At 65.8% G+C, this 23,257-nt stretch carries 17 protein-coding genes; 9 read left to right on the top strand and 8 right to left on the bottom strand.

The features are described from left to right. Positions 1–92: 92 nt before the first annotated feature. Positions 93–929: a DODA-type extradiol aromatic ring-opening family dioxygenase gene (locus tag HU825_RS14175; RefSeq protein WP_234302286.1), complete on the bottom strand. Its 837-nt coding sequence runs from the start codon at positions 927–929 to the stop codon at positions 93–95. A gap of 104 nt (positions 930–1,033) precedes the next feature. On the opposite strand from HU825_RS14175, the gene HU825_RS14170 reads away from it, so the two are divergent. The 6 genes from HU825_RS14170 to HU825_RS14145 all read left to right on the top strand — a co-directional run bounded on the left by HU825_RS14170 (position 1,034) and on the right by HU825_RS14145 (position 7,466). Then, positions 1,034–1,954, top strand: a complete 921-nt coding sequence (locus HU825_RS14170; protein WP_234302285.1) for a LysR family transcriptional regulator — start codon at positions 1,034–1,036, stop codon at positions 1,952–1,954. 248 nt (positions 1,955–2,202) lie between these two features. Continuing rightward, positions 2,203–3,480 carry a zinc-dependent alcohol dehydrogenase gene (locus HU825_RS14165; RefSeq protein ID WP_138299881.1) on the top strand — a complete coding sequence of 426 codons (1,278 nt, stop codon included), beginning with the start codon at positions 2,203–2,205 and terminating at the stop codon, positions 3,478–3,480. 20 nt (positions 3,481–3,500) lie between these two features. Further along, positions 3,501–4,418: a DUF72 domain-containing protein gene (locus HU825_RS14160; RefSeq protein WP_054094771.1), complete on the top strand. Its 918-nt coding sequence runs from the start codon at positions 3,501–3,503 to the stop codon at positions 4,416–4,418. Between the two features lie 50 nt (positions 4,419–4,468). Beyond that, the gene (locus tag HU825_RS14155; protein WP_418652782.1) at positions 4,469–5,221 is read left to right on the top strand and encodes an endonuclease/exonuclease/phosphatase family protein; all 753 of its coding nucleotides are present in this window, start codon (positions 4,469–4,471) and stop codon (positions 5,219–5,221) included. Beyond that, positions 5,218–6,483, top strand: coding sequence for a cardiolipin synthase ClsB (clsB, locus tag HU825_RS14150; protein ID WP_043298596.1), 1,266 nt, complete (start codon positions 5,218–5,220; stop codon positions 6,481–6,483). The genes HU825_RS14155 and clsB overlap by 4 nt, the downstream gene beginning before the upstream one ends. After that, positions 6,480–7,466 carry a lysylphosphatidylglycerol synthase domain-containing protein gene (locus HU825_RS14145; RefSeq protein WP_043298595.1) on the top strand — a complete coding sequence of 329 codons (987 nt, stop codon included), beginning with the start codon at positions 6,480–6,482 and terminating at the stop codon, positions 7,464–7,466. Before clsB ends, HU825_RS14145 begins: the two co-directional genes overlap by 4 nt. 50 nt (positions 7,467–7,516) lie before the next feature. Here HU825_RS14145 and HU825_RS14140 read toward each other — a convergent pair whose 3' ends face one another. Next, entirely contained in the window at positions 7,517–9,289 is a 1,773-nt protein-coding gene (locus HU825_RS14140; RefSeq protein WP_054094775.1) for a PQQ-dependent methanol/ethanol family dehydrogenase, read from the bottom strand. A 289-nt stretch (positions 9,290–9,578) separates the two neighbouring features. Here HU825_RS14140 and HU825_RS14135 point away from each other — a divergent pair, with 289 nt between their 5' ends. Then, positions 9,579–10,817 carry an ABC transporter substrate-binding protein gene (locus tag HU825_RS14135; protein WP_138299878.1) on the top strand — a complete coding sequence of 413 codons (1,239 nt, stop codon included), beginning with the start codon at positions 9,579–9,581 and terminating at the stop codon, positions 10,815–10,817. An 84-nt stretch (positions 10,818–10,901) separates the two neighbouring features. On the opposite strand, the gene HU825_RS14130 is transcribed toward HU825_RS14135, so the two are convergent. From HU825_RS14130 to HU825_RS14105, 6 genes are all read right to left on the bottom strand, one after another. Continuing rightward, positions 10,902–12,077 (bottom strand): NAD(P)-dependent oxidoreductase, encoded by a 1,176-nt coding sequence (locus HU825_RS14130; protein ID WP_043298619.1) that lies wholly within the window; start codon positions 12,075–12,077, stop codon positions 10,902–10,904. Positions 12,078–12,378: 301 nt separating this feature from the next. Next, positions 12,379–12,879: a thiol peroxidase gene (gene tpx / locus HU825_RS14125; RefSeq protein ID WP_043298591.1), complete on the bottom strand. Its 501-nt coding sequence runs from the start codon at positions 12,877–12,879 to the stop codon at positions 12,379–12,381. A gap of 88 nt (positions 12,880–12,967) precedes the next feature. Then, positions 12,968–14,311, bottom strand: coding sequence for an alanine/glycine:cation symporter family protein (locus HU825_RS14120; protein WP_043298587.1), 1,344 nt, complete (start codon positions 14,309–14,311; stop codon positions 12,968–12,970). A gap of 274 nt (positions 14,312–14,585) precedes the next feature. Beyond that, positions 14,586–18,254, bottom strand: coding sequence for a translocation/assembly module TamB domain-containing protein (locus HU825_RS14115; RefSeq protein WP_234302284.1), 3,669 nt, complete (start codon positions 18,252–18,254; stop codon positions 14,586–14,588). Further along, positions 18,251–19,975 (bottom strand): autotransporter assembly complex protein TamA, encoded by a 1,725-nt coding sequence (locus HU825_RS14110; RefSeq protein ID WP_234302283.1) that lies wholly within the window; start codon positions 19,973–19,975, stop codon positions 18,251–18,253. The genes HU825_RS14115 and HU825_RS14110 overlap by 4 nt, the downstream gene beginning before the upstream one ends. 120 nt (positions 19,976–20,095) lie before the next feature. Further along, the gene (locus HU825_RS14105; RefSeq protein ID WP_054094780.1) at positions 20,096–20,743 is read right to left on the bottom strand and encodes a GNAT family N-acetyltransferase; all 648 of its coding nucleotides are present in this window, start codon (positions 20,741–20,743) and stop codon (positions 20,096–20,098) included. Between the two features lie 176 nt (positions 20,744–20,919). On the opposite strand from HU825_RS14105, the gene xthA reads away from it, so the two are divergent. Then, positions 20,920–21,732 (top strand): exodeoxyribonuclease III, encoded by an 813-nt coding sequence (gene xthA / locus HU825_RS14100; RefSeq protein ID WP_008567148.1) that lies wholly within the window; start codon positions 20,920–20,922, stop codon positions 21,730–21,732. A 145-nt stretch (positions 21,733–21,877) separates the two neighbouring features. Further along, on the top strand, positions 21,878–23,248 hold the full coding sequence (locus HU825_RS14095; RefSeq protein ID WP_234302282.1) for a phosphate ABC transporter substrate-binding/OmpA family protein: 1,371 nt from the start codon (positions 21,878–21,880) through the stop codon (positions 23,246–23,248). Positions 23,249–23,257 lie beyond the last annotated feature (9 nt).

The following is a 23,257-nucleotide window of genomic DNA, read 5'->3' as shown; positions in this document are numbered from 1 at the left end:
CCACGGCCCACCAGCGCCACGCAGGCGCCCGCTCTGGCCTGGCCAATGACGATGGCCTTCCTGCCCGATAGATCGATTGCATTGCCTGCTCCTCAGTCGTCGTAACCAAAACCGTATGCCGATAGCTCGGTCTCCATGACCCGGTCGCCGAACAGCTTGCGCCCGCGAGACTGCCCCGCCGCTCCGGCGGCGACCAGCAGCGGCAGCAGGTGTTCCTCGGCGCGTGCCGGATGACAGAGCCGCGCCGATGGCGCCTGCTCCCAATGCTGCAACGCGACGTCGCGCTGTGCCGGTGCGGCTTCGACCGCGGCGCTCAGCCAGTGATCGAATTCGGCGGAGATCGGCGTGAAGCGCGCATCGCCGTAGCCGCGCATATTGTGAAAGCTCATGCCGCTGCCGACGATCAGCACACCCTCGTCGCGCAACGGCTCCAGCGCGCGGCCGGCGTCGAGGTGCGCCTGCGGATCGAGATCGCTGCGCAGCGACAGCTGCACCACCGGAATGTCCGCCTCCGGGAACATCAGCTTCAGCGGGATGAACATGCCATGGTCGAAGCCGCGCTGCGGGTCCGTGACATGCGCCAGCGTCGCCTGGCCGAGCAGCGTCGCCACGCGCGCCGCCAGTTGCGGCTCGCCCGGCGCCGGATAGCGCAGCTCGTAGGTGTGCGCGGGAAAGCCGGAGTAGTCGTAGATCAGTTCCGGCCGCGCCGCGCCGGTGACGCTGAAGGCCGGCTGCAGCCAGTGCGCCGACACCATCAGGATCGCGCGCGGGCGAGCCGGCAGCGTGGCGGCGACGCCCTTGAGGAAGTCGGCCATGGCGTTCCATGCGGTCGGCGGGTTCCAGTCCATGAAGAAACAGGGGCCGGCGCCGTGCGGAACGAACAGCGTCGGCATGCGCCGCGCCGGGGACGAGACGATGACATCGGTCATGCTGCTACTCCGCAAATGAAAGTAGGCACCAGCATGGACTACAGTCAGGCGTGTGAGAACGTGTCGTTTGAAGAGAACACTTATTACCCTGAGTAGGAGCCGAGATGCTCGATCGAATCACCAGCATGCGGGTTTTCGTGCGCGCCGCCGGCGTCGGCAGCCTGTCCGGCGCCGCCCGCCAGCTGGATATGTCGCCGGCGATGGCGACCAAGCATGTCGACGCGCTGGAGCGGCGCCTGGGCGTCAAACTGTTCCACCGCAGCACTCGCCGGCTGAGCCTCACAGAAGCCGGCAGCGACTACCTGGAAGCCTGCCAGCGCATCCTGCCGGATATCGACGAGGCCGAAGCCAGCGTCGCCTCGCAGCGCATCGAGGCCACCGGCCTGCTGCGCATGAACGTGCCGCTGTCGTTCGGCGTAGGCTTCATCGCTCCGCTGATGCCGCAGTTCAGCCAGCGCCATCCGGCGGTGCGCGTGGAGCTGGGCCTGACCGACAGCCATGTCGACCTGCTCGATGACGGCTGGGACCTGGCCGTGCGCATCGGCAAGCTCGAAGACAGCCCGTTGCAGGCGCGGCGCCTGGCCGACTGCCCGCTGCAGGTCTGCGCCGCACCGAGCTACCTCGACGCGCGCGGCATTCCGCGCCGCGTCGCCGAACTGGCTCAGCACAACTGCCTGGGCTACAGCCTGTCCTCGCGGGTCGGCGCCAAGCGCTGGGCGTTCGGCCACGCTGGCGATATCAGCGTCGCGATCAGCGGCGATCTGGTCGCTAACAACGGCACGGCGCTGCTGGCCGCGGCCATCGGCGGTCAGGGTGTGATCTACCAGCCACAGTTCATCGTCGCCCACGCGCTGCGCAGCGGCGCGCTGGTCGCGCTGGAACTGGACCATCCATGCGTCACGCTGGGCGGCATCTATGCGGTCTATCCGCCCGACCGTCGGCCACCGGCCAAGGTGCGGGCAATGATCGATTTCCTGGTCCAGGCCTTCGCCGGCGAGCCGCCGTGGAGCCTGACACGCGAATGAACCGCCGCCCTGCGGCCGTCGTTGCGCGCCGACGCCATTCGCAAAAAAAGATGAACCGCCCCAGTCGGAAAAAGTCCGAACAGATGTGAGCGGTGGCAAAGACGCCACGTCCGTTCGAATTCTTCCGATCCCGCGGAGCCGCGAATCGAGCATCGCGCCGTTCATCCTGCAGCACGCGAACTGCTCGTTCCCTCCGCCCCATCGACTCGCAGCCGTGCACACCACGCGCCTGGCGAGCTGGAGTGGTTATGAAAGCTGTTGTCTATCACGCGGTCGGCGACATTCGCCTGGAGGATGTTCCCGAGCCACGCCTTCAGGCCCCCACCGACGCCATCGTGCGTCTCACCGCGTCGGCGATCTGCGGCACCGACCTGCACTTCGTGCGCGGCACCGTAGGCGGCATGCAGCCGGGCACCATCCTCGGCCATGAGGGCGTCGGCATCGTCGAGGAACTCGGCGAGGATGTGCGCAACTTGCAGGTCGGCGATCGTGTGGTGATTCCGTCGACCATCGCCTGCGGCAACTGCGCCTACTGTCGCGCCGGCTACTTCGCGCAGTGCGACATCGCCAACCCCAACGGCAAGCAGGCCGGCACGGCGTTCTACGGCGGCCCCGCCGGCACCGGGCCGTTCCACGGCCTGCAGGCGGAAAAGGCCCGCGTGCCGTTCGCCAACATCGGCCTGGTGCGACTGCCCTCGGATATCAGCGACGATCAGGCGATCCTGCTCTCGGACATCTTCCCCACCGGCTATTTCGGCGCCGAGATGGCCGAAATACGCCCGGGCGATACCGTTGCGGTGTTCGGCTGCGGCCCGGTCGGCCTGTTCGCCATCGCCAGCGCCCGCTTGCTGGGTGCCGGTCGCGTGTTCGCCATCGACCAGTACCCTGACCGCTTGCGCGCCGCCCAGCGTCAGGGTGCGGAGATCATCGATTTCAACCGCGAGGACCCGATCGCCACGCTCCAGCGGCTGACCGACGGCATCGGCGTGGATCGTGCCATCGATGCCGTCGGTATCGACGCCGAGCATGGCTGCTGCGGCAAGCAGCCGACCGGCCATGCACCGGCGCCCAACGACAACGCCCAGTGGCAGCCCGGCGATGCCCCATCCCAGGCGCTGGAGTGGGCGGTTCAGGCGCTGGCCAAGGCCGGCACGCTGTCGATCATCGGCGTCTATTCGCCGGAGTCGATGCGCTTTCCCATCGGCCAGGCGATGAACAAGAACCTCACCCTCAACATGGGCAACTGCCATCACCGCAAGTACATCCCGCGGCTGATCGAGATGATCCAGGCACGGCGCATCGATCCGGCCAAGGTGCTTACGCAGGTCAAGCCGATGACCGACGCGATCGCCGCATTCGAGGCATTCGATCGCCGCGAGAACGGCTGGATCAAGGTCGAGCTGCAGCCCCAAGCCAGTTCGGGGGGCGAGGCTGCAGGCTCAGGCCAGGGGGAGGAAAAACTCGACGAAGCCATCGAGCAGACCTTCCCGGCCAGCGATCCGACCGCACCGCAAAATCCGCGTTAACCGCCGATTCGAGGGCGACGATGGCAGGCATCCACATCGGCATTTCCGGCTGGCGCTATGCGCCTTGGCGCGGCGACTTCTATCCCGAGGGGCTGGCGCAGAAGCACGAACTGCACTTTGCCTCGCGGGCAGTCGGCAGCATTGAGATCAACGGCTCGTTCTATGCGCTGCAGACGCCGGAGCGCTACGCCGACTGGTACGCCGACACGCCGGAAGGCTTCGTTTTCAGCGTCAAGGCGCCGCGCTTCATCACTCACATCAAGCGCCTGCGCGAGGTCGAGAAGCCCATCGCCAACTTCTTCGCCTCGGGCCTGTTCGCCCTGCAGGAGAAGCTCGGCCCGCTGCTCTGGCAGTTTCCGCCGTCGTTCCGCTTCGATCCGCCACTGTTCGAGGCGTTTCTGGCACAGCTGCCGCACGACACCGAGGCAGCGCTGGCCATCGCCGAAACCTGTGAGCCGCGCATGGAGGGGCGCAGCCTGCTGCAGATCGACCGCAAGCGTCCGCTGCGCCACGCCGTGGAAATCCGACATGAGAGCTTCGTCGACCCCGCCTTCGTCGCGCTTCTGCGCAAGTACCGGGTAGCGCTGGTGGTGGCGGATACCGCAGGCAAGTGGCCCTACCGCGAGGACCTTACCGGCGATTTCGTCTACATCCGCCTGCACGGCGCCGAAAAGCTCTACACCAGCGGCTATACCGACGAGGCGCTGGAACGCTGGTGCCGGCGCATTCACCGCTGGAACGAGGGCACGCAGCCGGACGATGCGCAGCTCATCGACCCGCAGCAGACACCGACGCGGCATCCGCGCGAGGTCTACTGCTATTTCGACAACGACGTTAAGGTCCGGGCGCCGTATGACGCGCGCCAGCTGCTGCAGCGTCTGGGCCTGGACGGAACCCTGTCGACCACCCCGGGCCAGCTCGAAGGAACATTCCCGTGACCCTGGAAAAGAAAGACCACCTGCTCGATACCAGCGATCTAGATGCCCACATGGCCACCGCCGTGCACTCGATTCACGTGCTGACGGTGAACACTCACAAAGGTTTTACCGCGCTGAACCGCCGGTTCATCCTGCCGGAGCTGCGCGAGGCCGTACGCGCGGTGTCGGCGGACATCGTGTTTCTGCAGGAAGTGCTCGGCACCCATGAGAAGCACGCGCTGCGCTTTCACGACTGGCCGCAGACCCCGCAGTACGAATTTCTCGCCGACAGTATCTGGACCGATTTCGCCTACGGCCGCAATGCGGTGTATCCCGACGGCGATCACGGCAACGCGCTGCTGTCGAAATTCCCCATCCTGCGTTACGAAAACCTCGACGTGTCCATCGCCGGCCCCGAGCGTCGCGGCCTGCTGCACAGCGTGCTGCAGGTGCCCGGGCACGCCGAATTCCACGCCATCTGCGTGCATCTCGGGCTGCGCGAAGCGCATCGTGCGCAGCAGCTGGAGCTGCTGTGCGATCTGCTCGACAGCCTGCCCGAAGGCGCTCCGGTAGTGGTGGCCGGCGACTTCAACGACTGGCGGTTGCGCGCGACCCGAACGCTGGATCGCTGCGCGGGCCTGCACGAAGCCTTTGCCGTCGCCCACGGTCAGGTCGCCAAGACCTTCCCGGCACGCTGGCCGATGCTGCGCCTGGACCGCATTTACGTACGCAACGCGACCACCCGCGGCGCCACGATTCTGGGCACCAAACCCTGGACACACTTGTCGGATCATCTGCCCCTGGCGGTGGAGATACAGCTATGAACTTCCATTGGCGAGACGGAAACCGACTGCAATTGCTGGAGAACGGCGAGGAGTTCTTCCCCTCCGTGTTCGAGGCCATCGCCAGCGCTGAGAAGGAAGTGCTGCTGGAGACCTTCATCCTGTTCGAGGACAAGGTCGGCGCCGAATTGCAGCGCGCGTTGATCCGCGCGGCGGAGAACGGCGCGAGCGTCGACGTCACCGTGGACGGTTATGGCTCGGCCGACCTTCATGGCGAGTTCGTCATGGCGATGACCCAGGTCGGTATTCGCATCCACATGTTCGACCCCGGCAAGCGCTTCTTCGGTACGCGGCTCAACGTGTTCCGTCGCCTGCACCGCAAGATCGTGGTGGTCGATGGCGAGGTGGCCTTCATCGGCGGCATCAACTTTTCCGCCGACCATCTGGAGGACTTCGGCCCCGCGGCCAAACAGGACTACGCCATGCGCGTGGAAGGCCCGGTGGTGCACGACATCCACCGTTTCGCCGTCGCGGCGCTGGGACCGGTCCGGGCGCCGCGACGCTGGTGGCAGCGCCGGCCGTACACCCAGGCCAGCGGCTATGCCGGCACCAGTCGCGGCGAGGCGCGGGCGCTGCTGGTGACTCGCGACAACGACGAGCATCGCAACGATATCGAGCAGCAATACCTGCAGGCGATTCGAGATGCTCGCTCCAGGCTATTGATCGCCAACGCTTATTTCTTCCCTGGCTATCGCGTGCTGCGCGAGATCCGCAACGCCGCGCGGCGCGGTGTGCGGGTGCGGCTGATCCTCCAGGGCGAGCCGGACATGCCGATCGCCAAGTTCGGCGCGCGCATGCTCTACAACTACCTGATGCGCGACGGCGTGGAGATCCACGAGTACTGCCGCCGCCCGCTGCACGGCAAGGTCGCGCTGGCCGACTACGAGTGGTCGACGGTGGGTTCGAGCAACCTCGATCCGCTGAGCCTGTCGCTCAATCTGGAAGCCAACCTGATCATCCGCGACCACAGCTTCAACCGTCAGCTGCATGAGAAGCTGGATACGCTGATGCAGAATCACTGCCGGCGCATTCCGCTGGAGCGCATGGTGCGCGGCTACTGGTGGCGCGCGCCGCTGGCGTTCCTGATCTTCCATTTCCTGCGGCACTTCCCCGAGTTGGTCGGGCTGTTCCCGGCACACAAGCCGAAGCTCAAGCCGATCGATCAGGTGATCGCCCCGGCAACGGTCGAGGCACCACCCTCTGCCGTGCCAACCGCCCAACCCTTGCAGCGAGAGCATCAATGAGCCATTCCCAAGCCGCGCAGCGTAGTGGCTGGCGCAAGCGCTGGCCGCTGCTGAAGAAGATCCTCACCTACGTGTTCTTCGTCCTGGTGGTCGTTCTGCTGGTCAGCCTGGCGCGCACGCTGGACTGGCAGGAAGTCCTGCGCACGTTACGCAATTACCAGGCCGAGACACTGTGGATGGCTGGGGCGGCGATGCTCGGCAGCTACGTGGTGTACTGCTTCTTCGACGTGCTGGGCAAACGCTATGTGCGTCACGCGCTGCCGGTGCGGCAGATCCTGCCGGTGACCTTCGTCTGCTACGCCTTCAACCTCAACCTCAGCGCCTGGGTCGGCGGCATCGCGCTGCGCTATCGGCTCTACTCGCGTCTGGGCTTGCGTCCCGCGCAGATCACCCGGGTGTTCACCCTGAGCCTGCTGACCAACTGGCTGGGTTACATGTGGCTGGCGGGGCTGATCTTCGCGATGGGTTGGATCACCCCGCCGCCGGAATGGGAAATCGGCGCCACCGCACTGCGGCTGCTCGGCGTGGTGCTGATTGGCGTGTGCCTGGTCTACCTGGGGCTGTGCGGATTTTCCAAACGGCGCTCGTGGACCATCCGCCGACACACGATCGAGCTGCCTTCGCTGCGCCTGGCGCTGGTGCAGCTGCTGCTGGGTGCACTGAACTGGGGGCTGATGGCGCTGGTGGTGTACTTCATGTTGTCGCAGAAGATCGCCTATCCGCAGGTGCTCGGCGTACTGATGATCAGCAGCATCGCCGGCGTGGTGACGCATATTCCGGCTGGGCTGGGGGTGATCGAGGCGGTATTCGTTGCCCTGCTGTCGGACCAGATGAGCCGGGGTGCGATCGTCGGCGGCCTGATCGGCTACCGGGTGGTGTATTTTCTGATTCCGTTGTTGTTCGCCACGCTCGTGTACGTGTTGCTCGAAGCGCGGGCGAAGAAGCTGCGGCGCAACAACCGCTCCGACGCGCCGGCAGCCTGAAATGAAAAGGCCGGCTACTGGAGCCGGCCTTCGCACGTGCGGTTACACGATCAACGCTTGGCGACCATATCCTTCGGCAGTTTGAAGGTCCACAGCGTACCGCCCTGGTTGAAGTCCTTGATGCGCTTGGCGACTTCGCCGCCCCACAGCGGCACCGCACCACCCCAACCGGACAGCACGGAGACATACTGCTCGCCGTCCATTTCCCAGGTAACCGGGGAGCCGATCACGCCGGAGCCGGTGTTGAACTCGTACACCTTCTTGCCGGTCTTGGCGTCGAAGGCCATCAGGTAGCCTTCCGGGTTGCCGGTGAATACCAGGTTGCCCTTGGTGGCCAGCACGCCGCCCCACAGCGGTGCGTAGTTCTTGTAGCGCCAGACTTCTTTGCCGGTCTTCGGATCGATGGCGCGCAGCACGCCGATGTAGTCCTCGTTCAGCGGATGGATGGTGAAGCCAGCACCCAGGTAGGCCGCGCCCTTCTTGTAGGCCACGTTCTCGTTCCAGATGTCCATGCCCCACTCGTTGGACGGCACGTAGAACAGCCCGGTGTCCTGGCTGTAGGCCATCGGCATCCAGTTCTTGCCGCCGAGGAACGACGGTGCGACGAATACCGATTTGCCCTTCTCGGCGCCCGGCGCGCCGGGACGGTTGGCTTCGTCGTAGACCGGACGACCGTTCTTGTCCAGGCCCTTGGCCCAGGTGATCTTGTCGACGAAGGGGAAGCCGCGGATGAACTTGCCGTTGGTGCGGTCCAGTACGTAGAAGAAGCCGTTGCGGTCGGCGGTACCGGCTGCCTTGATGGTCTTGCCGCCTTCCTGGTAATCGAAGGAGATCAGCTCGTTGACGCCGTCGTAGTCCCAGCCGTCATGCGGGGTGGACTGGAAGTGCCACTTGATCGAGCCGTCATCCGGGTCGATGGCCAGACGCGAGGAGGAATACAGGTTGTCGCCCGGACGCAGGTGCGAGTTCCACGGCGACGGGTTGCCGGTGCCGAACAGCAGCGAGTCGGTGTCCGGGTCGTAGTAGCCGCCCAGCCAGGTTGCCGCGCCGCCGGTCTTCCACAGGTCGCCCGGCCAGGTCTTGCCGGCTTCGCCGCCGGAAATGCCGCTCTCGACCTTCTTGCCATCCTTCCAGACGTAGCCCATGTGGCCTTCGACGGTCGGACGGGTCCACAGCAGCTCGCCGTTCTTCGGGTTGTAGGCTTCCACCTTGCCCACCACGCCGAATTCACCACCGGATACGCCGGTAATCAGCTTGCCTTTGACGATCAGCGGCGCTGCGGTCAGCGAGTAACCGGCCTTGTAGTCAGCGACGGTCTTCTTCCAGACCACCTTGCCGGTGTCCTTGTTCAGCGCGACCAGCTTGGCATCGAGGGTGCCGAAGATCACCAGGTCGTCATATAGAGCCACACCACGGTTGATCACGTCGCAGCACGGCATGATGCCGTCGGGCAGGCGCGCGTCGTACTGCCACAGTTCCTTGCCGGTGCGCGCATCGACAGCATAGACGCGCGAATAGGAGCCGGTGATGTACATCACGCCGTCCTTGATCAGCGGCTGCGCTTCCTGACCGCGCTGCTTCTCGCCGCCGAGGGAGAAAGCCCAAACCGGACGCAGCTGCTGGACGTTCTCGGTGTTGAGGGTGCTCAGCGGGCTGTAGCGCTGGCCCTGCAGCCCCATGCCATTGGTGACGATCTGGTTGGTGGTTTTGGCGTCGTCGAGGATTTCCTGGTCGGTGACGGCCCAGGCCGACAGGCTGGACATCGCCATTGCAGCGCATAGCGCCGTCAGGGCGAAGGGCTTGCGAAGACCGGTGTGCTTCATTGCGGCTACCTCTGCGGGTTCATTGTTATGCCGGGAAATTTTCCCGGTCTGTTGCAGATTCTTGGTTCGCCCCGCCCCAGCAACAATTGCCCGCAGTGTCGATTTTTCTCCTCCCTTGGTAGCAATACCGCGCCGCAGGCCGCGCCACATCTGGGCTGGCGGCGCGAGATGGCACCGAGCCTGCACCGGCTCGGCACCGAAGTCGCATGCGTTTGGCCGGAAAAGACTATTTCGACGCACCGCAGCGCCGCCTACAACGTGCAGTCCCCCGCTCACAAGGAAACGAGCCATGTTCCGTCACGCCCTGGTTGCCCTGTTACTGTTCTGTGTCGTCGCGCCGCTACAGGCCGCCGAGCCGCTGCGGCTGGGTTTGAACTACCCGAGTACCGGCAACTACAAGTCCGAAGGACTGGAGCTGCGCCGCGGCGCCCTGCTCGCCATCGACCAGATCAACAGCCAGGGTGGCGTGCTCGGCCGGCCACTGCAGCTGATCAGCCTCAACTCCGCCGCCCGCGCCGAAAAGGCCACGGCTAACGTCGAGCGCTTCGCCGCACAGAACGTGCACATGATCTTCGGCGGCGCCAACAGCGAAGAAGCCCTTGCCGCCGGCCAGCGCGCCCGCGAGATGGGCCTGCTGTATTTCCCGACGCTGGCCTACGCCAACGAAATCACCGGCCACGACGGCCATCGCCATCTGTTCCGCGAATCGAACAGCGCCTGGATGAGCGCCAAGGTGCTGGGCCAGTACCTGAGCTGGCACATGCCCAACCGCCGCTATCACTACATCAGCCTCGACGACGCCTGGGGCGCCAGCATGGAGCAGGCGCTGCGCGAAGCGACCAAGAGCCGCGACCGCGCCCGCCACGGCTACTCGAAGATCGCCGCGCACGGCGCTCGCCGCAGCGACTATCTGGCCGCCCTGAAGAAGGCAGCCGCCAGCGAGGCGGACATGCTGGTGATCGTGCTGCTGGGTCAGGACCTGGTGCAGACCATGCGTCTGGCCAATGACATGGGGCTGGGCAAGCGCATGCAGATCATCGTGCCGAACCTGACCCAGAGCATCGTCGAGCAGGCCGGGCCGCTGGTGATGGAACATGTGATCGGCACCGAGGCGTGGAACTGGCAGGTGCCCAAGCTGGAGAAGAGCGTCGAGGGACAGGCCTTCGTCGACGAGTTCATCCGCCAACACCAGGCCTACCCCGGCAGCACCGCAGCCACGGCCTACGGCATCGTGCGTCAATGGGCAGCCGCCGTGCAGCGCGCCGGCAGCGCCGACAGCGAAGCAGTGATCGCCGCGCTGGAAAATCATCGCTATCGCCTGCTCAAGGACGAGCAGTACTGGCGCGACTTCGATCATCAGAATGTGCAGAGCATCTATGCCGTGCGGGTGAAGAATCGCAGCGAGATCATGCAGGACCGCTTCAAGCAGGATTACTTCACCATCATCCACCGCATGGCGGGTGAGGAAGCCGCGCCGGGGCTGGACGACTGGCAACAGGAGCGCGGCGACGATCTGACCTTGCAATGAAGCGCGATGAAGCCCGACAACAGGCGCGCCAACAGCAGAAACGCAGAAGGCCGCTCGCGGCGGCCTCCTCCAGACAGCGGTGTTTCAACCGCCGATAGCGACCATACCCATCGGTGGCAGGAGCGATGCATCCCACTGCGGCGATGACTCGGCCGGCGCGCGGCGCTGCTCCATGACGATATCCAGCGCACGGCTGGGCAGGATATCGATGTCGTCGAAGGTGATGATCTGTCCCGGCTCCACCGCCCGACGCAGCGCGGTCTTGCGCAGCAGGCCGATGGGTACGTGGTCGGGATGCTGGTCGAGCTTGATCGCCTCGCCGCGGAACTGGAAACCACCGATGCCGCGCTCGATCAGCTCGCCGGGCTTCATCGCACGCTTGGCGATGGCCGCCACGCCCAGCGTCGGCGCGGTCGAGTTGTTCAACAGCACCCCGCCACCGGCGAGTACCCGCCGCACCGTCTTGCCGACTTCCAGCGAACACAGGTGGAATGGCCGCACCAACGTGTAATACGGCCCGCGGCCGAGCTTGAAGTACTCGATCGCCGGCGCCTGTTCGGCGTCGTGCCGGCAAACCAGGAACACGCCACCGGCGGCATAGCCGGACGGCACCACGTAATCGACGATCGGCTGGCCGAGGCGCTCGGCCATCATGCCGAGCAGACTGGCGCTGTCGTCCAGATTGGTCGAGGCCAGCCCCTCCAGCCCCTGACGGGTGATGGTGGCACCCAGGCCGTTGCCGACGATCACCTGTTCGATCTGCACTTTGGTGCCGTCGGTGAACGATGTCGTCTGATCGATGCTGATGCCCTGGCGATTGGCCCAGTAAGCCATGTCCTCGGGCGAGGGATCATGGTTCAGATAGCCTTTCATGTTGCCGTAGACCAGCGGCTGGAAGCCCATCTGCAGCGCATCTTCATGCAGCGCCGCAAGCGAGCCGGGCTGGTCGCCTTCGGCCTCGGTGAGAAAGCCCTTGCCGGCCAGGTAGGAACCCGTGGTGACCTGCAGTTCCGCGTTCACCGTCACCACCGGTAATCCGGCCTGGAATGCCCGTTCGATCACCTCGGTGCCGTGGAACACGTCACCGCTGCATTCGACCAGCAGGTCGCAATGGTCGATGAGTTCATCGAGCGAATTGGTGAGTCGCTCGGCAAGAGGAAAATCGGTCAGTGTGGCGAGCGGTCGTCGCGTGAGGACACGCGAGATTTCCATGTCTTGATAGTGCTGTTTGATCAGCCGAATAAAACCCCTGGCGATCATCCCGGTACCGCTGACACCAATCTTTTTTACGTGCGAGGTGGGCATAAAGTGAATCCATTCTTTTGGCAATCAGCTCTATGACCGCTGTGGGGCAAAAAGATTTTGCTGCCGGGCAGATTAATCGTGTTTTGCCACTACGCGGGCCTGGACACCATCGAATCGATGGTAACGGGGGAACGCTAGACCCTAGCGCAGCGGGCTACCAATTGAGCGCGACAGGCGGCGGAGACATGGTCGCTGGTTTTATGTCGTCAGAAAGAGGACGGACGCCGCGTTGCACGGCATCCGTCATGTACAGCTGTCAGCCGAGTACCGCGAGCGCGGCGTTGTAGTCCGGCTCGTCGCCGATTTCACGGACCAGTTCGCTATGCAGCACGCGATCCTGCTCATCAAGCACGACCACCGCTCGCGCCGCGACACCCGCCAGCGGGCCGTTGGCAATAGCCACGCCGTAATCGACGAGGAACTCGGCGCCACGCATGGTGGACAGGTTCACCACGTTCTCCAGCCCCTCGGCGCCGCAGAAACGCTTCTGCGCGAACGGCAGGTCCGCCGAGATGCATAGCACCACGGTGTTCTGCAGGGCATTGGCCTTGGCATTGAAGGTGCGCACCGAGGTCGCGCAGGTCGGCGTGTCGATGCTGGGGAAGATGTTCAACACCTTGCGCTTGCCGGAAAAGCTGCTCAGCTCGACGTCGGCCAGATCGTTGCCGACCAGTCGGAACGCCTTGGCCTGCTGGCCGGTTTGCGGAAAGTCGCCGACCACCTGGATGGGGGTACCGTGCAGGGTCACTTCGCTCATGGATTGTTCCTTTTTGATAGACACGCATGGATGAAACGGCACCGCGCGGGCATGCCGCGCGGCAGGACAGACAACGAAACACGCGGCCTCAGCGGCGCGCGAAATATTCCCGGGTCAGCTTGAGCACAACCGGGCTGAGCAGCAACAGTGAAATCAGGTTGGGGATGGCCATCAAGCCGTTCAGCGTGTCGGCGAGCAGCCAGGCGAAATCCAACTGGGCGATGGCACCGAACGGCACGGCAATTACCCAGATTACCCGGAACGGCAGGATCGCCTTGGTGCCGACGAGGAACTCCCAGCACTTCTCGCCGAAGTAGCTCCATCCCAGGATGGTGGTGAAGGCGAAGATCACCAGCGACAGCGTCAGGATGATGCCACCAACCCCCGGCATGGCCGACTCGAATGCCGCGGCCGACAATGCCGAGCCGCTCTCGCCGCTGGTCCAGACGCCGGTGCAGATGATCGCCAGGCCGGTCATGGAGCAGACGATGATGGTGTCGATGAAGGTGCCGAGCATGCCGATCAGCCCCGAGCGCACCGAGCTGGAGGTGGTGCCCGCCGCCTGGGCGATGCCGGCAGTACCCAGCCCGGCCTCGTTGGAGAAGATGCCACGCGCCACGCCGAAGCGGATCGCTGCCATCACCGCCGCGCCGGCAAAACCGCCAGTCGCGGCGATCGGCGTGAAAGCATGGGTGAAGATCAGCTCGAACGTCGCCGGCAGCGCCTCGGCGTTGACCACCAGCACCACGATGGCGGCGATGATGTAGGCCGCGCACATGAATGGCACCAGCGAAGCGGCAACCACGCCGATCCGACGGATACCACCGAGGATCACCAGACCGACGATCACCATCGTGGCCACACCGGTAAGCCACAGCGGCACCGCGAAGGTGGTTTCCAGCGCGTGCGCCATGCTGTTGACCTGCACCATATTGCCGATGCCAAAGCCTGCGAGGCCACCGAAGATGGCGAAGGCCGTGCCGAGCCAGACCCACTTCTTGCCCAGGCCGTTCTTGATCGCATACATCGGCCCGCCGACGTGTTCGCCGCGGCTGTCCTTCTCACGGTAATGCACCGCCAGCACCACTTCGCAGTACTTGGTGGCCATGCCCACCAGCGCCGTGCACCACATCCAGAACAACGCACCGGGACCACCGAGGAAGATCGCCGTGGCCACACCGGCAATATTGCCGGTGCCTACCGTCGCGGCCAGCGCGGTCATCAGCGCCTGGAACGGGGTGATCTCACCGCTTTCGTCGTCACCCCGGCTGCGACCGCGCCACAGCAGGGCGAAGCCGGTGCCGATACGCAGCAGCGGCATGAGCTTGAGCATCACCATCAGGATCAGGCCAGTACCGAGGATCAGTACCAGCATCGGTGGCCCCCAGATGAAAGCGTTTACGTCATTGACCAGGTTTTGCAGAAATTCCATTTGATGCACCTTTTTGTTCTTGAGCGGGAGCCTTGAGTTACGCGACCGTGCCGATCATCGGCGCGGCGAGGTCCTCCGAAGGCTTGCGAGACGACGCAAATGCTAGCACCGCTCGATATCGCTGCGAGTCTTGAATCACGCTGCGTCGGCGATTTTTCGACAGTCCGATCCAGACCAGACGGTCAGCATCTGAATCACTGGCGAGCACCAATCTCGACCGGAGTCGTACGGGCGCCCGATGAGGCTCCCGGACTCAGTACGACAACGCCACCGTTCAGAAATCGCGCCGATAGAACAGATCGAGCGAACTGGCCAGACCGCTCGCCGCCTCGAGGAACAGGCGCCGGGTCAACTGATAGCGCAGTGCGATGGTATTGGACGGTTCGAACACCCCGACCCCATAGCGCAGCGTCAGGCGTTCGGACAGCCGGCCGCTTGCGACCACGCTGGTGGCGGCGCCACTGCCTTCGGTATCGAGCTGGAAGTCCTCAATTCCCAGGCGCTGCGCCAGCCCGCCGGTGATCGAGGCACTGCCGGCCAAGCCAAGCCCCAGCGCGGCCTGGGCCAAGAGGTTGCTGTCGCCGCTGTCGGCACCCAGCGGCCGGCCGAGCACGAGATAGGACAGCGCCTGCTCCTGACTCATCGCCGGCTCGGAAAACACATCCACCCGCGGCTGCTCGGCGCTGCCGGTGATGCGCAGGCCGGCCACCACATCATGCGCCTGGACGGTGCGGATCGCCTCGATATCCAGATACGGCTGGGTGAGCACGCCGGTGAACAGCAGCTGCGCGCGGCGAATGGTCAGGCGCTGCCCGTAGGCGCGATAGCGGCCGTTGTTCAGATTCAGCTCGCCGCGGGCATCGAGGTTGTCGCCGATGTGCAGGCGGCCGGCAAGGTCCGCGGTGAGGCCGAAGCCAGAAAAGCGCAGGCGCTCCTGACCGACCTCCACGTCGATATCCATCTTCACCGCCAGCGGCGTCTGCGCCGGCGCCTGCTCGGTACCGACGATGCGTGCGTCCTCGGAAACCTTGACCGTAGCCGGCGGCAGCTCGCGCACCGTGATGGCGCCACGCGGGACACGCAGCGTACCGGCAATCGCCAGCTGATCGCCCGCCAGACTGATACGCAGCGCAGGATCGACCTCCAGATCGGCATAGGGCTCCACCACCACCGGCAGGCGTTCGCCTGACAGACGCAGATCGAGGTCTGGCGCGGCGTGCCAGTCCAGCGTGCCGCTCAAGGCACCGTGCCCCTGCTCGCCGCTGCGCCAGTCGCCATCGACCCGCAGCCGCTGGCCATCAATCAGCAGGCGCACCTGCAATTGCTCCAGCGTTACCGGCAGTTCGCTGCCGGCAACCTCGCCGCCGCTCAGGCGCAACTCTCCCCGCAGCTCGGGTTCCTGCAGGCTGCCCGCCAGCCGTCCGCTGCCATTCAGCTCGCCCTGCAGCCGTTCGATCATCGGCGCGAACGGTCGCGCGACCGCCAGATCGAGGCCACGCAGGCGGAACTCGCCCTCCAGCGGCTTGATCGCGCGGCGCGGATCGATGCGCGTGCTGACGTCCACCTCGCCCAGCTCACCACCGTCGAAGCGCAGCTGGCTGTCGATGCGCTCCGGCCGCAGTCGGCTGTCGAGCGTCAACGTGCGGTACGGAAAATCGTGCCAGACCTCGCCCTCGCGCAGGCGCAGCACGCCAGCGCCGGCGTCGATGCGCAACTCGCCGTTCGGCCCGGCCTCCGGCAGGTCCAGGCGAAGATCGGCGTTCAGTTCGCCCTGCCAGGCAAAATCCTCGGGGAAGAAGCCGGCGAGACTGTTCAGCGGGAAATCGCGCAGTCGGTAACGCAGTTGCGGTTGCGGTAGCAGTCGCTGCTTTTCGGCGCAGAGCGATGCGGGAGCGGCCAGCCAGCAGTGCGCGCCCAGCTCCACGCGGCCATCGGCGCGACGACTGATCGCCGCCGGGCTCTGCAAGGCCCAGCGCTGTTCGTGCGCCTGGAGCGCCGCGCGCAGCAGGCGGCCCTGCCAGTCGGCATTCTGCAGACTGCCCTCGAGCGCAGCGGAGAAATCCAGCGTCGGCCCGTCGAGCCGCAGCTCGGCCTGATGACGCGCGCGCGTGCCACTGGCATCGAGCTGCAAGTTGCCCATGTCGTTATCGCCCAGCTGCAGCGCATCGGCGACCAGCCGCAGCGTCGCGCGTTCGCCTTCGCCGAGCGCCGCATCGAGGCGCAGGCGCTCCACCTGGTTAGCCTGGTAGGCCAATGCCTGGCCGTTCAGACGTGCCGAACCCTGCGGCGCCGCCGCGCTACCGGCCAGCTGCACGAGGCCGTCGAGCCGGCCACCGAGCCCGGGCCAGAGCTGCGCCAGACGCGGCATCTGCACACGCAGTTCGCCGGCCAGCGTCTCGCTCCAGCGCCCGGAGCCATGAATACGATTGGCCCCGACGCGCAGGTCGAGGCGCGGGACGTCCCAGCCCGCGCCCTGCCCGGCCGCCGAGAGTTGCAGCTGGCTCGACTGGCCGCGCAGCTGGCCGACAAGGTCCAGCTCGGCCTCGGCCTGCAGCGTTCCGTCGCGCAGAGCGCCACGACTCCTGAGCGTACCGCCGAGCTGGCCGGGCAGCTGCGCCAGCCAGTACGACGGGTCCAGCTCGCTCAGTTGCAGGTTGGCCTTCCAGGCGACGCCATCGGTGAAGCCGACGCTCAGGTTGCCAGTGGCTGCGCCCTGGCCTGCGCGCAGCTGCAGCTGCGGCAGGTGCACCACCTCCAGGTTGCCGCTGAGCGGGCTGTCCAGGCTGAAATCGCCGGCCGGACCACTTAGCGCCGACTCGAAGTGACCGAGGTAGGCGCCATCGTCGTACTGCAGCTGGGCGTTCAGCTCGCGCAGGCTGACGGGCGGCGGCTCGGCCAGCGGGTAGAGTCGCTGCCAGGGAAAGTTGCGCCAGGCCAGATTCGCCTCGCCCACCAGCGCTTGCTGCCAGTCGAGCTGGCCATGCAGGCGCACGTACTGCCCGTCGCCAGCATCCAGTTCGAGCACCTCGAGTATCGCGCCGCTGGCCTTGAGCAAACCGTCCAGCGCCAGTCGCACTACCCCGCCGTCGCCCGGCAATTCGGCGTTGCCCAGCAGCCGATAGCCCTCCTGCAGGTCGCCGCTGGCAGTCAGCTCGACCGCATCCAGGCGCAGGCTGTCGGGCAGTTCCGGCGTGGCGCGAAAGCCCTCGGCCTGCAGGCGCAGGGTCGCCGGGACGTGCTCGGCCAGCGGCTGCAGGTAGCCGCTGAGCGTGCCGTCCAGATAGCCGCGGCTGTCGACGGTGAGCGCCAGCCGGTCGCGCAATTCGCCATCGAGGCGCAGCGCCAATGTCCACGGCTGCCCTTCAATTAGGCCGAGCTGCGCCTGGCCGACCAGCGTCAACGGCCAGGCACCGCTCGGTTGCAGGCGCCCGCTGAGTTGCAGCTCGCCATCGGCGCGGCGCAGATGCAGCGCCTGGATATCCAGCCCCTCGCCTCGCCAGTCGGCACGCAGTTGCAGGCCCTTCAGCTGCTCGATCTCGTTCAGCCGAACACGGCCGAGTTCGATCCGCTCCACGCGCAACGCCAGCGGCAAGCGGATGTCCGGCAGGCTGAACGGCGCGCCATCGGTGTCTTCGACACCCGGCGGAAAATGCAGCTGCACGTCCTCGGCAACCAATTCGTCGATGCACAGCGTCAGCCGCAACAGGCAGCCCGGCGACCAGGCGAAGCGCGGCGCCAGCAGCTCGACGCGTTGCTCACCCTGCTGCCAGGACAAACGCTCGGCCTGCCAGCGCCCGGCGAGATGGCCGGCAAACCCCTCGACCTGCATCCCCGGCACGCGCTGGAGCAGCCAGCGGCTACCGGCGGTGGTACCGAACAGCCCGCCGAGCGTCACGCTCAGCACAAGCAGCAGCGCAAGCAGCGATCCGCCGAAGCGCTTCACAGCTCCGGTCCCATCGAGAAGTGCAGGCGCACGCCGGTATCGCCGTCCAGCGGATGGGCCAGGTCGATGCGGATCGGTCCGACCGGCGACACCCAGCGCAGCCCGACGCCGACACTGCTCTTGAGCGTCGGGAAATCCAGCGAGTTGAAGGCGTTGCCCTGGTCGACGAAGGTCGCCACACGCCAGCGTTCGGCAATCGAATACTGGTATTCGGCGCTCGCGGCGAACTGGTAGCGGCCGCCGATGCGGTCACCGTCGGAGTTGGTCGGCGACAGGCTCTGGTAGTCGTAGCCGCGCACGCTCTGGTCGCCACCGGCGAAATAGCGCAGCGACGGCGGCACGTTGACGTACTCGTCGGTCCAGTTGCCGCCCAGCTGCACGCGCCCGAGGAAACGATGGCGCTTGCCGAGCGTCGTCAGGCCGCGCAGCTGGGCGTTGGCGTGCACCAGATTGGCATCCGACAGCACGCCATCCTTGGCCGCCGCCAGCTCGAACTGCAGGCGATAGCCTTCGCTGGGGTCGATGCGGCTGTCACTACGCAGGTAGCTGTAGGCCACGCCAGGCATCAGCAGCGTGCTCAAGCCAGAATCGTCGCCGAGGCGGTACTCCTCATGCTGCCATTTCAGCGAGAGCACCCGCTGCCAGCCGCTGGGCAGCTCGCTGTGCCACTCCGGCCCGAGTTTGAGCAGGCGGCTCAGGCTGTCGGTGTCGGCCAGCTCTTCGTACTGGTAACCGGCGACGTAGCGCAGTTTGTCGGTCAGCGGCGGGTCCAGCGGCACGTCGTAATACAGGCCGACGTTCTGCCGCGGCGCCGACAGCTCGGTTTCCGCACCGTAGCTGTGGCCCTGCGGGTTGACCCAGTGGCGCGTCCAGTTCAACCGCACGCGCGGTCCGACGTCGGTCGAAAAGCCCAGGCCAATGCCCATCGTGCGCGGCTTGCGCGTGGTCAGCTGGACAGCGATGGGAATTCGCTGCGCCTGCGCGCTGGCAGGGTTGGCGTCCACCCGCACACCCTCGAAATAGCCGCTCGATTGCAGCGCGCGGTTCAGTTCGGCGATCAGGTCGGAGTCGTAGGGGGTGTCCGCGGCGAACGGCACCATGCGCGCCAGCAGGTCCTCGTCGAACGGCGTATCACCGGTGAACTCCACCTCGCCGAGGCGATAGCGCGGGCCGCTGTCGAACACCAGATCGATATCGGCATAACCCTGCCGGGGGTCGATAGCCAGGCGCTGCCGGGTGAAGCGGGCGTCGAAATAGCCGTAGCGCGAGGCCTGGTTCAGCAGTTGCTGCTTGGTCTCTTCATAATGCCCGTGATCGAGCACCTCGCCGCTGTGCAGCCGTTGCGGCACACGGAACGTCGCCTGCTGCGCCGCCGGGCCCTCGACCTGTACACGCACATTGCGCAGGCGCACCGGCTCGCCGGGCTGGATGCGCAGGATCAGCCGTGGGGTTTCGCCGCCCTGTACCTGGCTGTCGATCTGCGCCTGGTAATAGCCGAGCGCCTGCAAGGCCTTTTCCGCCTGGCGATGGGCGATGCGGCTGTAGCGCAGCAGTTCGCGCTCGTCACGCTCGCCCAGCGCACCGATGTAGTTCTCGACGTTCTGGCGCAGCGCGCGGTTGTCCGGCTCCAGCCGCACGTCCAGTTCCGCTGCCCAGGCGCTGGCGCAGGTCAGACAGAGAAGGACGGCGCAGGCGATGCTGCGTCTGATCGAGATCGGCATGGCAGGAATGCTAGCACCGCACGCTCTCGCATGCGGCATATGGCCGGATGACGGGACGGCGGAACAAGGACGGCCTATGTGTGGATTCGCCGGATGAGACCGGCGAAACCGCACGGTAATTCACTCGACGACGGGATCGGACGCGGTGACGCGCTGCGGTGCGGGATGGAAGAACACGTGCTCGATCACCGGGCCGATCGCGACCTGGCCGATTTCCTCATAGCCCTGACGCTCATAGAAATTGAGGTAGCGCGCGTTGCCGGTGTCGATGACCAACCCTTCGGAAGCCGGATCGTCGGCGCACCAGTTGTGCAGCGCTTCGAGCAGCCGCTCACCGTAGCGTCGGCCCTGGAACTGCGGATGCACACCCAGCAGCGGTAGCACATGGAACGCGCCGGGCGGCAGGCAGCTCAGCACCGTGGCATGGTAGTCGAGATAGCGCCGGGTGCAGCGCAGGCCAGCGGTCAACAGCATGCGCAGGCGCCAGACCCAGCTTTCGGTGACATCCAGGCGGCGCTGCGGCGGCGCGATCAGCGCCACGCCGATCAGCCGGTCCTCAAGGAACAGGCCCAGCGCGGGTTGGTCCTGCAGGAAGTGCTGGTTGACCAGCTCGCGCACGGTGGCGCGCACACGCTGGTCGTAGCCGGGGCGATCGACGTCGAACAGATAGGCGAAGGTAGGGTCGTGGCGGTAGGCGTGGTACAGCAGGGAACGGGCTTCGCGGGCGTAGCCGCTGTCCAGCGTCCTGATTTCCAACGTATCCGTCATGGTCGGCTCTCTTGTCGTGCGGTTGGAATGCACGTTAGCACTGGCGTCGGGCCATTGCAGGCTTTCCGGTCGGTTGCGATTGGCCGGCGCACGCTCGCTGGCGAGCGCGGCGAGGCCTGACATGCTCAAAACGCCTGTTAAACTCTGCGTTTTTTTCGCCGGAACCTGCTCTGCTCATGAAAATCGTCTCGTTCAACATCAATGGTCTTCGCGCGCGACCGCACCAGCTGGCCGCGCTGATCGACCGCCACCAGCCCGATGTCATCGGCCTGCAGGAGACCAAGGTCGCCGACGAGCAATTCCCTCAGGCAGACATCGAGGCGCTCGGCTACCACGTGCATTTTCATGGGCAGAAGGGACACTACGGCGTCGCCCTGCTCTCGCGCCAGGCGCCACTGGAAATCCACAAGGGCTTTCCCGACGACGGTGAGGACTCGCAGAAGCGCTTCATCTGGGGCCGTTTCGCCGACGCCAGCGGGCAGCCGGTGACGGTCATGAACGGCTACTTCCCGCAGGGCGAAAGCCGTGCGCATCCGGTCAAATTTCCCGCCAAGAGCAAGTTTTACGCGGATCTGCTGGCGTTGCTCGAACAGCGCTTCACGCCCGGCGAGGCGCTGGCCCTGATGGGCGACTTCAATATCTCGCCGGAAGATTGCGACATCGGCATTGGCGAGGTGAACGCCAAGCGCTGGCTGCGTACCGGCAAGTGCAGCTTCCTGCCGGAAGAGCGCGAGTGGCTCGGGCGCCTCAAGGCCTGGGGCTTGCAGGACAGCTTCCGCACGCTCAACCCGGCCGTCACCGACCGATTCAGCTGGTTCGACTACCGCAGCCGCGGCTTCGAAGACGATCCGCGACGTGGCCTGCGCATCGATTACATCCTCACCACCGCGCCGCTGCACGCGCGGGTCCGCGATTGCGGCGTCGACTACGATATCCGCGCGATGGACAAGCCGTCCGACCATTGCCCGGTGTGGATCGACTGCGCCTGACGCCTCCGCCGCGTTTCGACGCGGCGTCAAGCCTCTTCCCGCACATCTGCAACATGGCTCACAGCCCGCGTCGCAGAGCGCACGCTGTCATATTTCAGTCATTCGACTGACTTAATCTCGCGGCCTTCACAGGGGAGGTAGCGAGATGACATCACGCATGGCGCTGGGCGGGTTGTGCAGACGGGCTTTGTCACTGCTTGTGCTCGGCCTCGGTTGCAGCGTTTCGTTGCACGCCGTCGGCGCACTGCCGGTGACGGATGATGGCAGCCCGGTGCTGCGGATTCACGGCTCCAACACCGTGGGCGCAAGGCTCGCGCCGATGCTGATCGCCGGCCTGTTCGAGGCCCAGGGCCTGAAAGAGGTGCGCATCGAGCCGACCGGGGTAGAGAACGAACAGCGCATCGTGGCCAGCACCCCGGCGGGCAAGCCCGTGCAGGCGACGGTGGCGGCGCACGGCACAGGCACCGGCTTTGCCGGCCTCAAAGACGGTAGCGGCGATCTGGCGGCAGCCTCGCGGTCGATCAAGCCCAGCGAGCGCGACGAGCTTGCCGCCCTCGGCGACATGCGCAGCGCCCAGGCCGAACAGGTCATCGCCATCGACGGCCTGGCCATCGTGGTGCACCCGGACAACCCCGTGCAGTCCTTGAACACCGCACAGCTGGCCGGCCTGTTCGCCGGCAAGATCGTCAACTGGCGCGAGCTGGGCGGGCCGGATCTGACCGTGCAACTGCATGCCCGCGACAGCCGCTCCGGCACCTGGGACACCTTCAACGAGCTGGTCCTGGCGCGTCAGGGCATGACCCTCGCCGAACGTGCCCGGCGCTACGAATCCAACGACGATCTGGCCCGCGCCGTGAGCATGAACCCCGGCGCGATCGGCTTTACCGGCCTCGCCTCGCTGGGCAAGGCCAAGGCGCTGGCGATTGCCGACGGCCAGTCGCAGCCGATGCTGCCGCACAGTGCGCTGGTCGCGACCGAGGACTATCCACTGTCGCGCCGCTTGTTCCTGTATGCCCGCCCCAGTGACCAGACGCCCTGGACGCAGGCCTACATTGAGTACATCCACAGCATCGCCGGCCAGCGCATCGTCGAACAATCCGGCTACGTTGCGCAGCATGTCGCGGCGGTCAAGCAGGAGCCGCAGGCCGACATGCCGCCCTTCTACCAGCAGCTGGCCAACGAGGCGCACCGGCTGACCGTGAATTTCCGCTTCGAGGAAGGCAGCGCGCAGCTGGACAACAAGGCGCAGCGCGATCTCGCACGCGTGGCCGACTACCTGCGCAGCCACGGCAAACTCACCCACAGCGCGGTGCTGGTCGGTTTCGGCGATGAACAGAGCGATCCGGCGCGCGCCGCCCTGCTGTCCAAACTGCGCGCCATGACGGTGCGTCGGGAACTGAATCGCTTCGATGTTTACTTTAGAGATATCAACGGGATGGGCGCCGAACTTCCCGTGGCTTCTAACGAGGGTAGCGGCCGGGTGAAGAATCGCCGGGTGGAAATCTGGGTCTATTGAACGCGAACG

The sequence above is a fragment of the Pseudomonas phenolilytica genome, assembly GCF_021432765.1.
GTDB classification, from domain to species: Bacteria; Pseudomonadota; Gammaproteobacteria; order Pseudomonadales; family Pseudomonadaceae; genus Stutzerimonas; species Stutzerimonas phenolilytica.
This window is presented reverse-complemented; position numbering and strand designations above follow the sequence as displayed.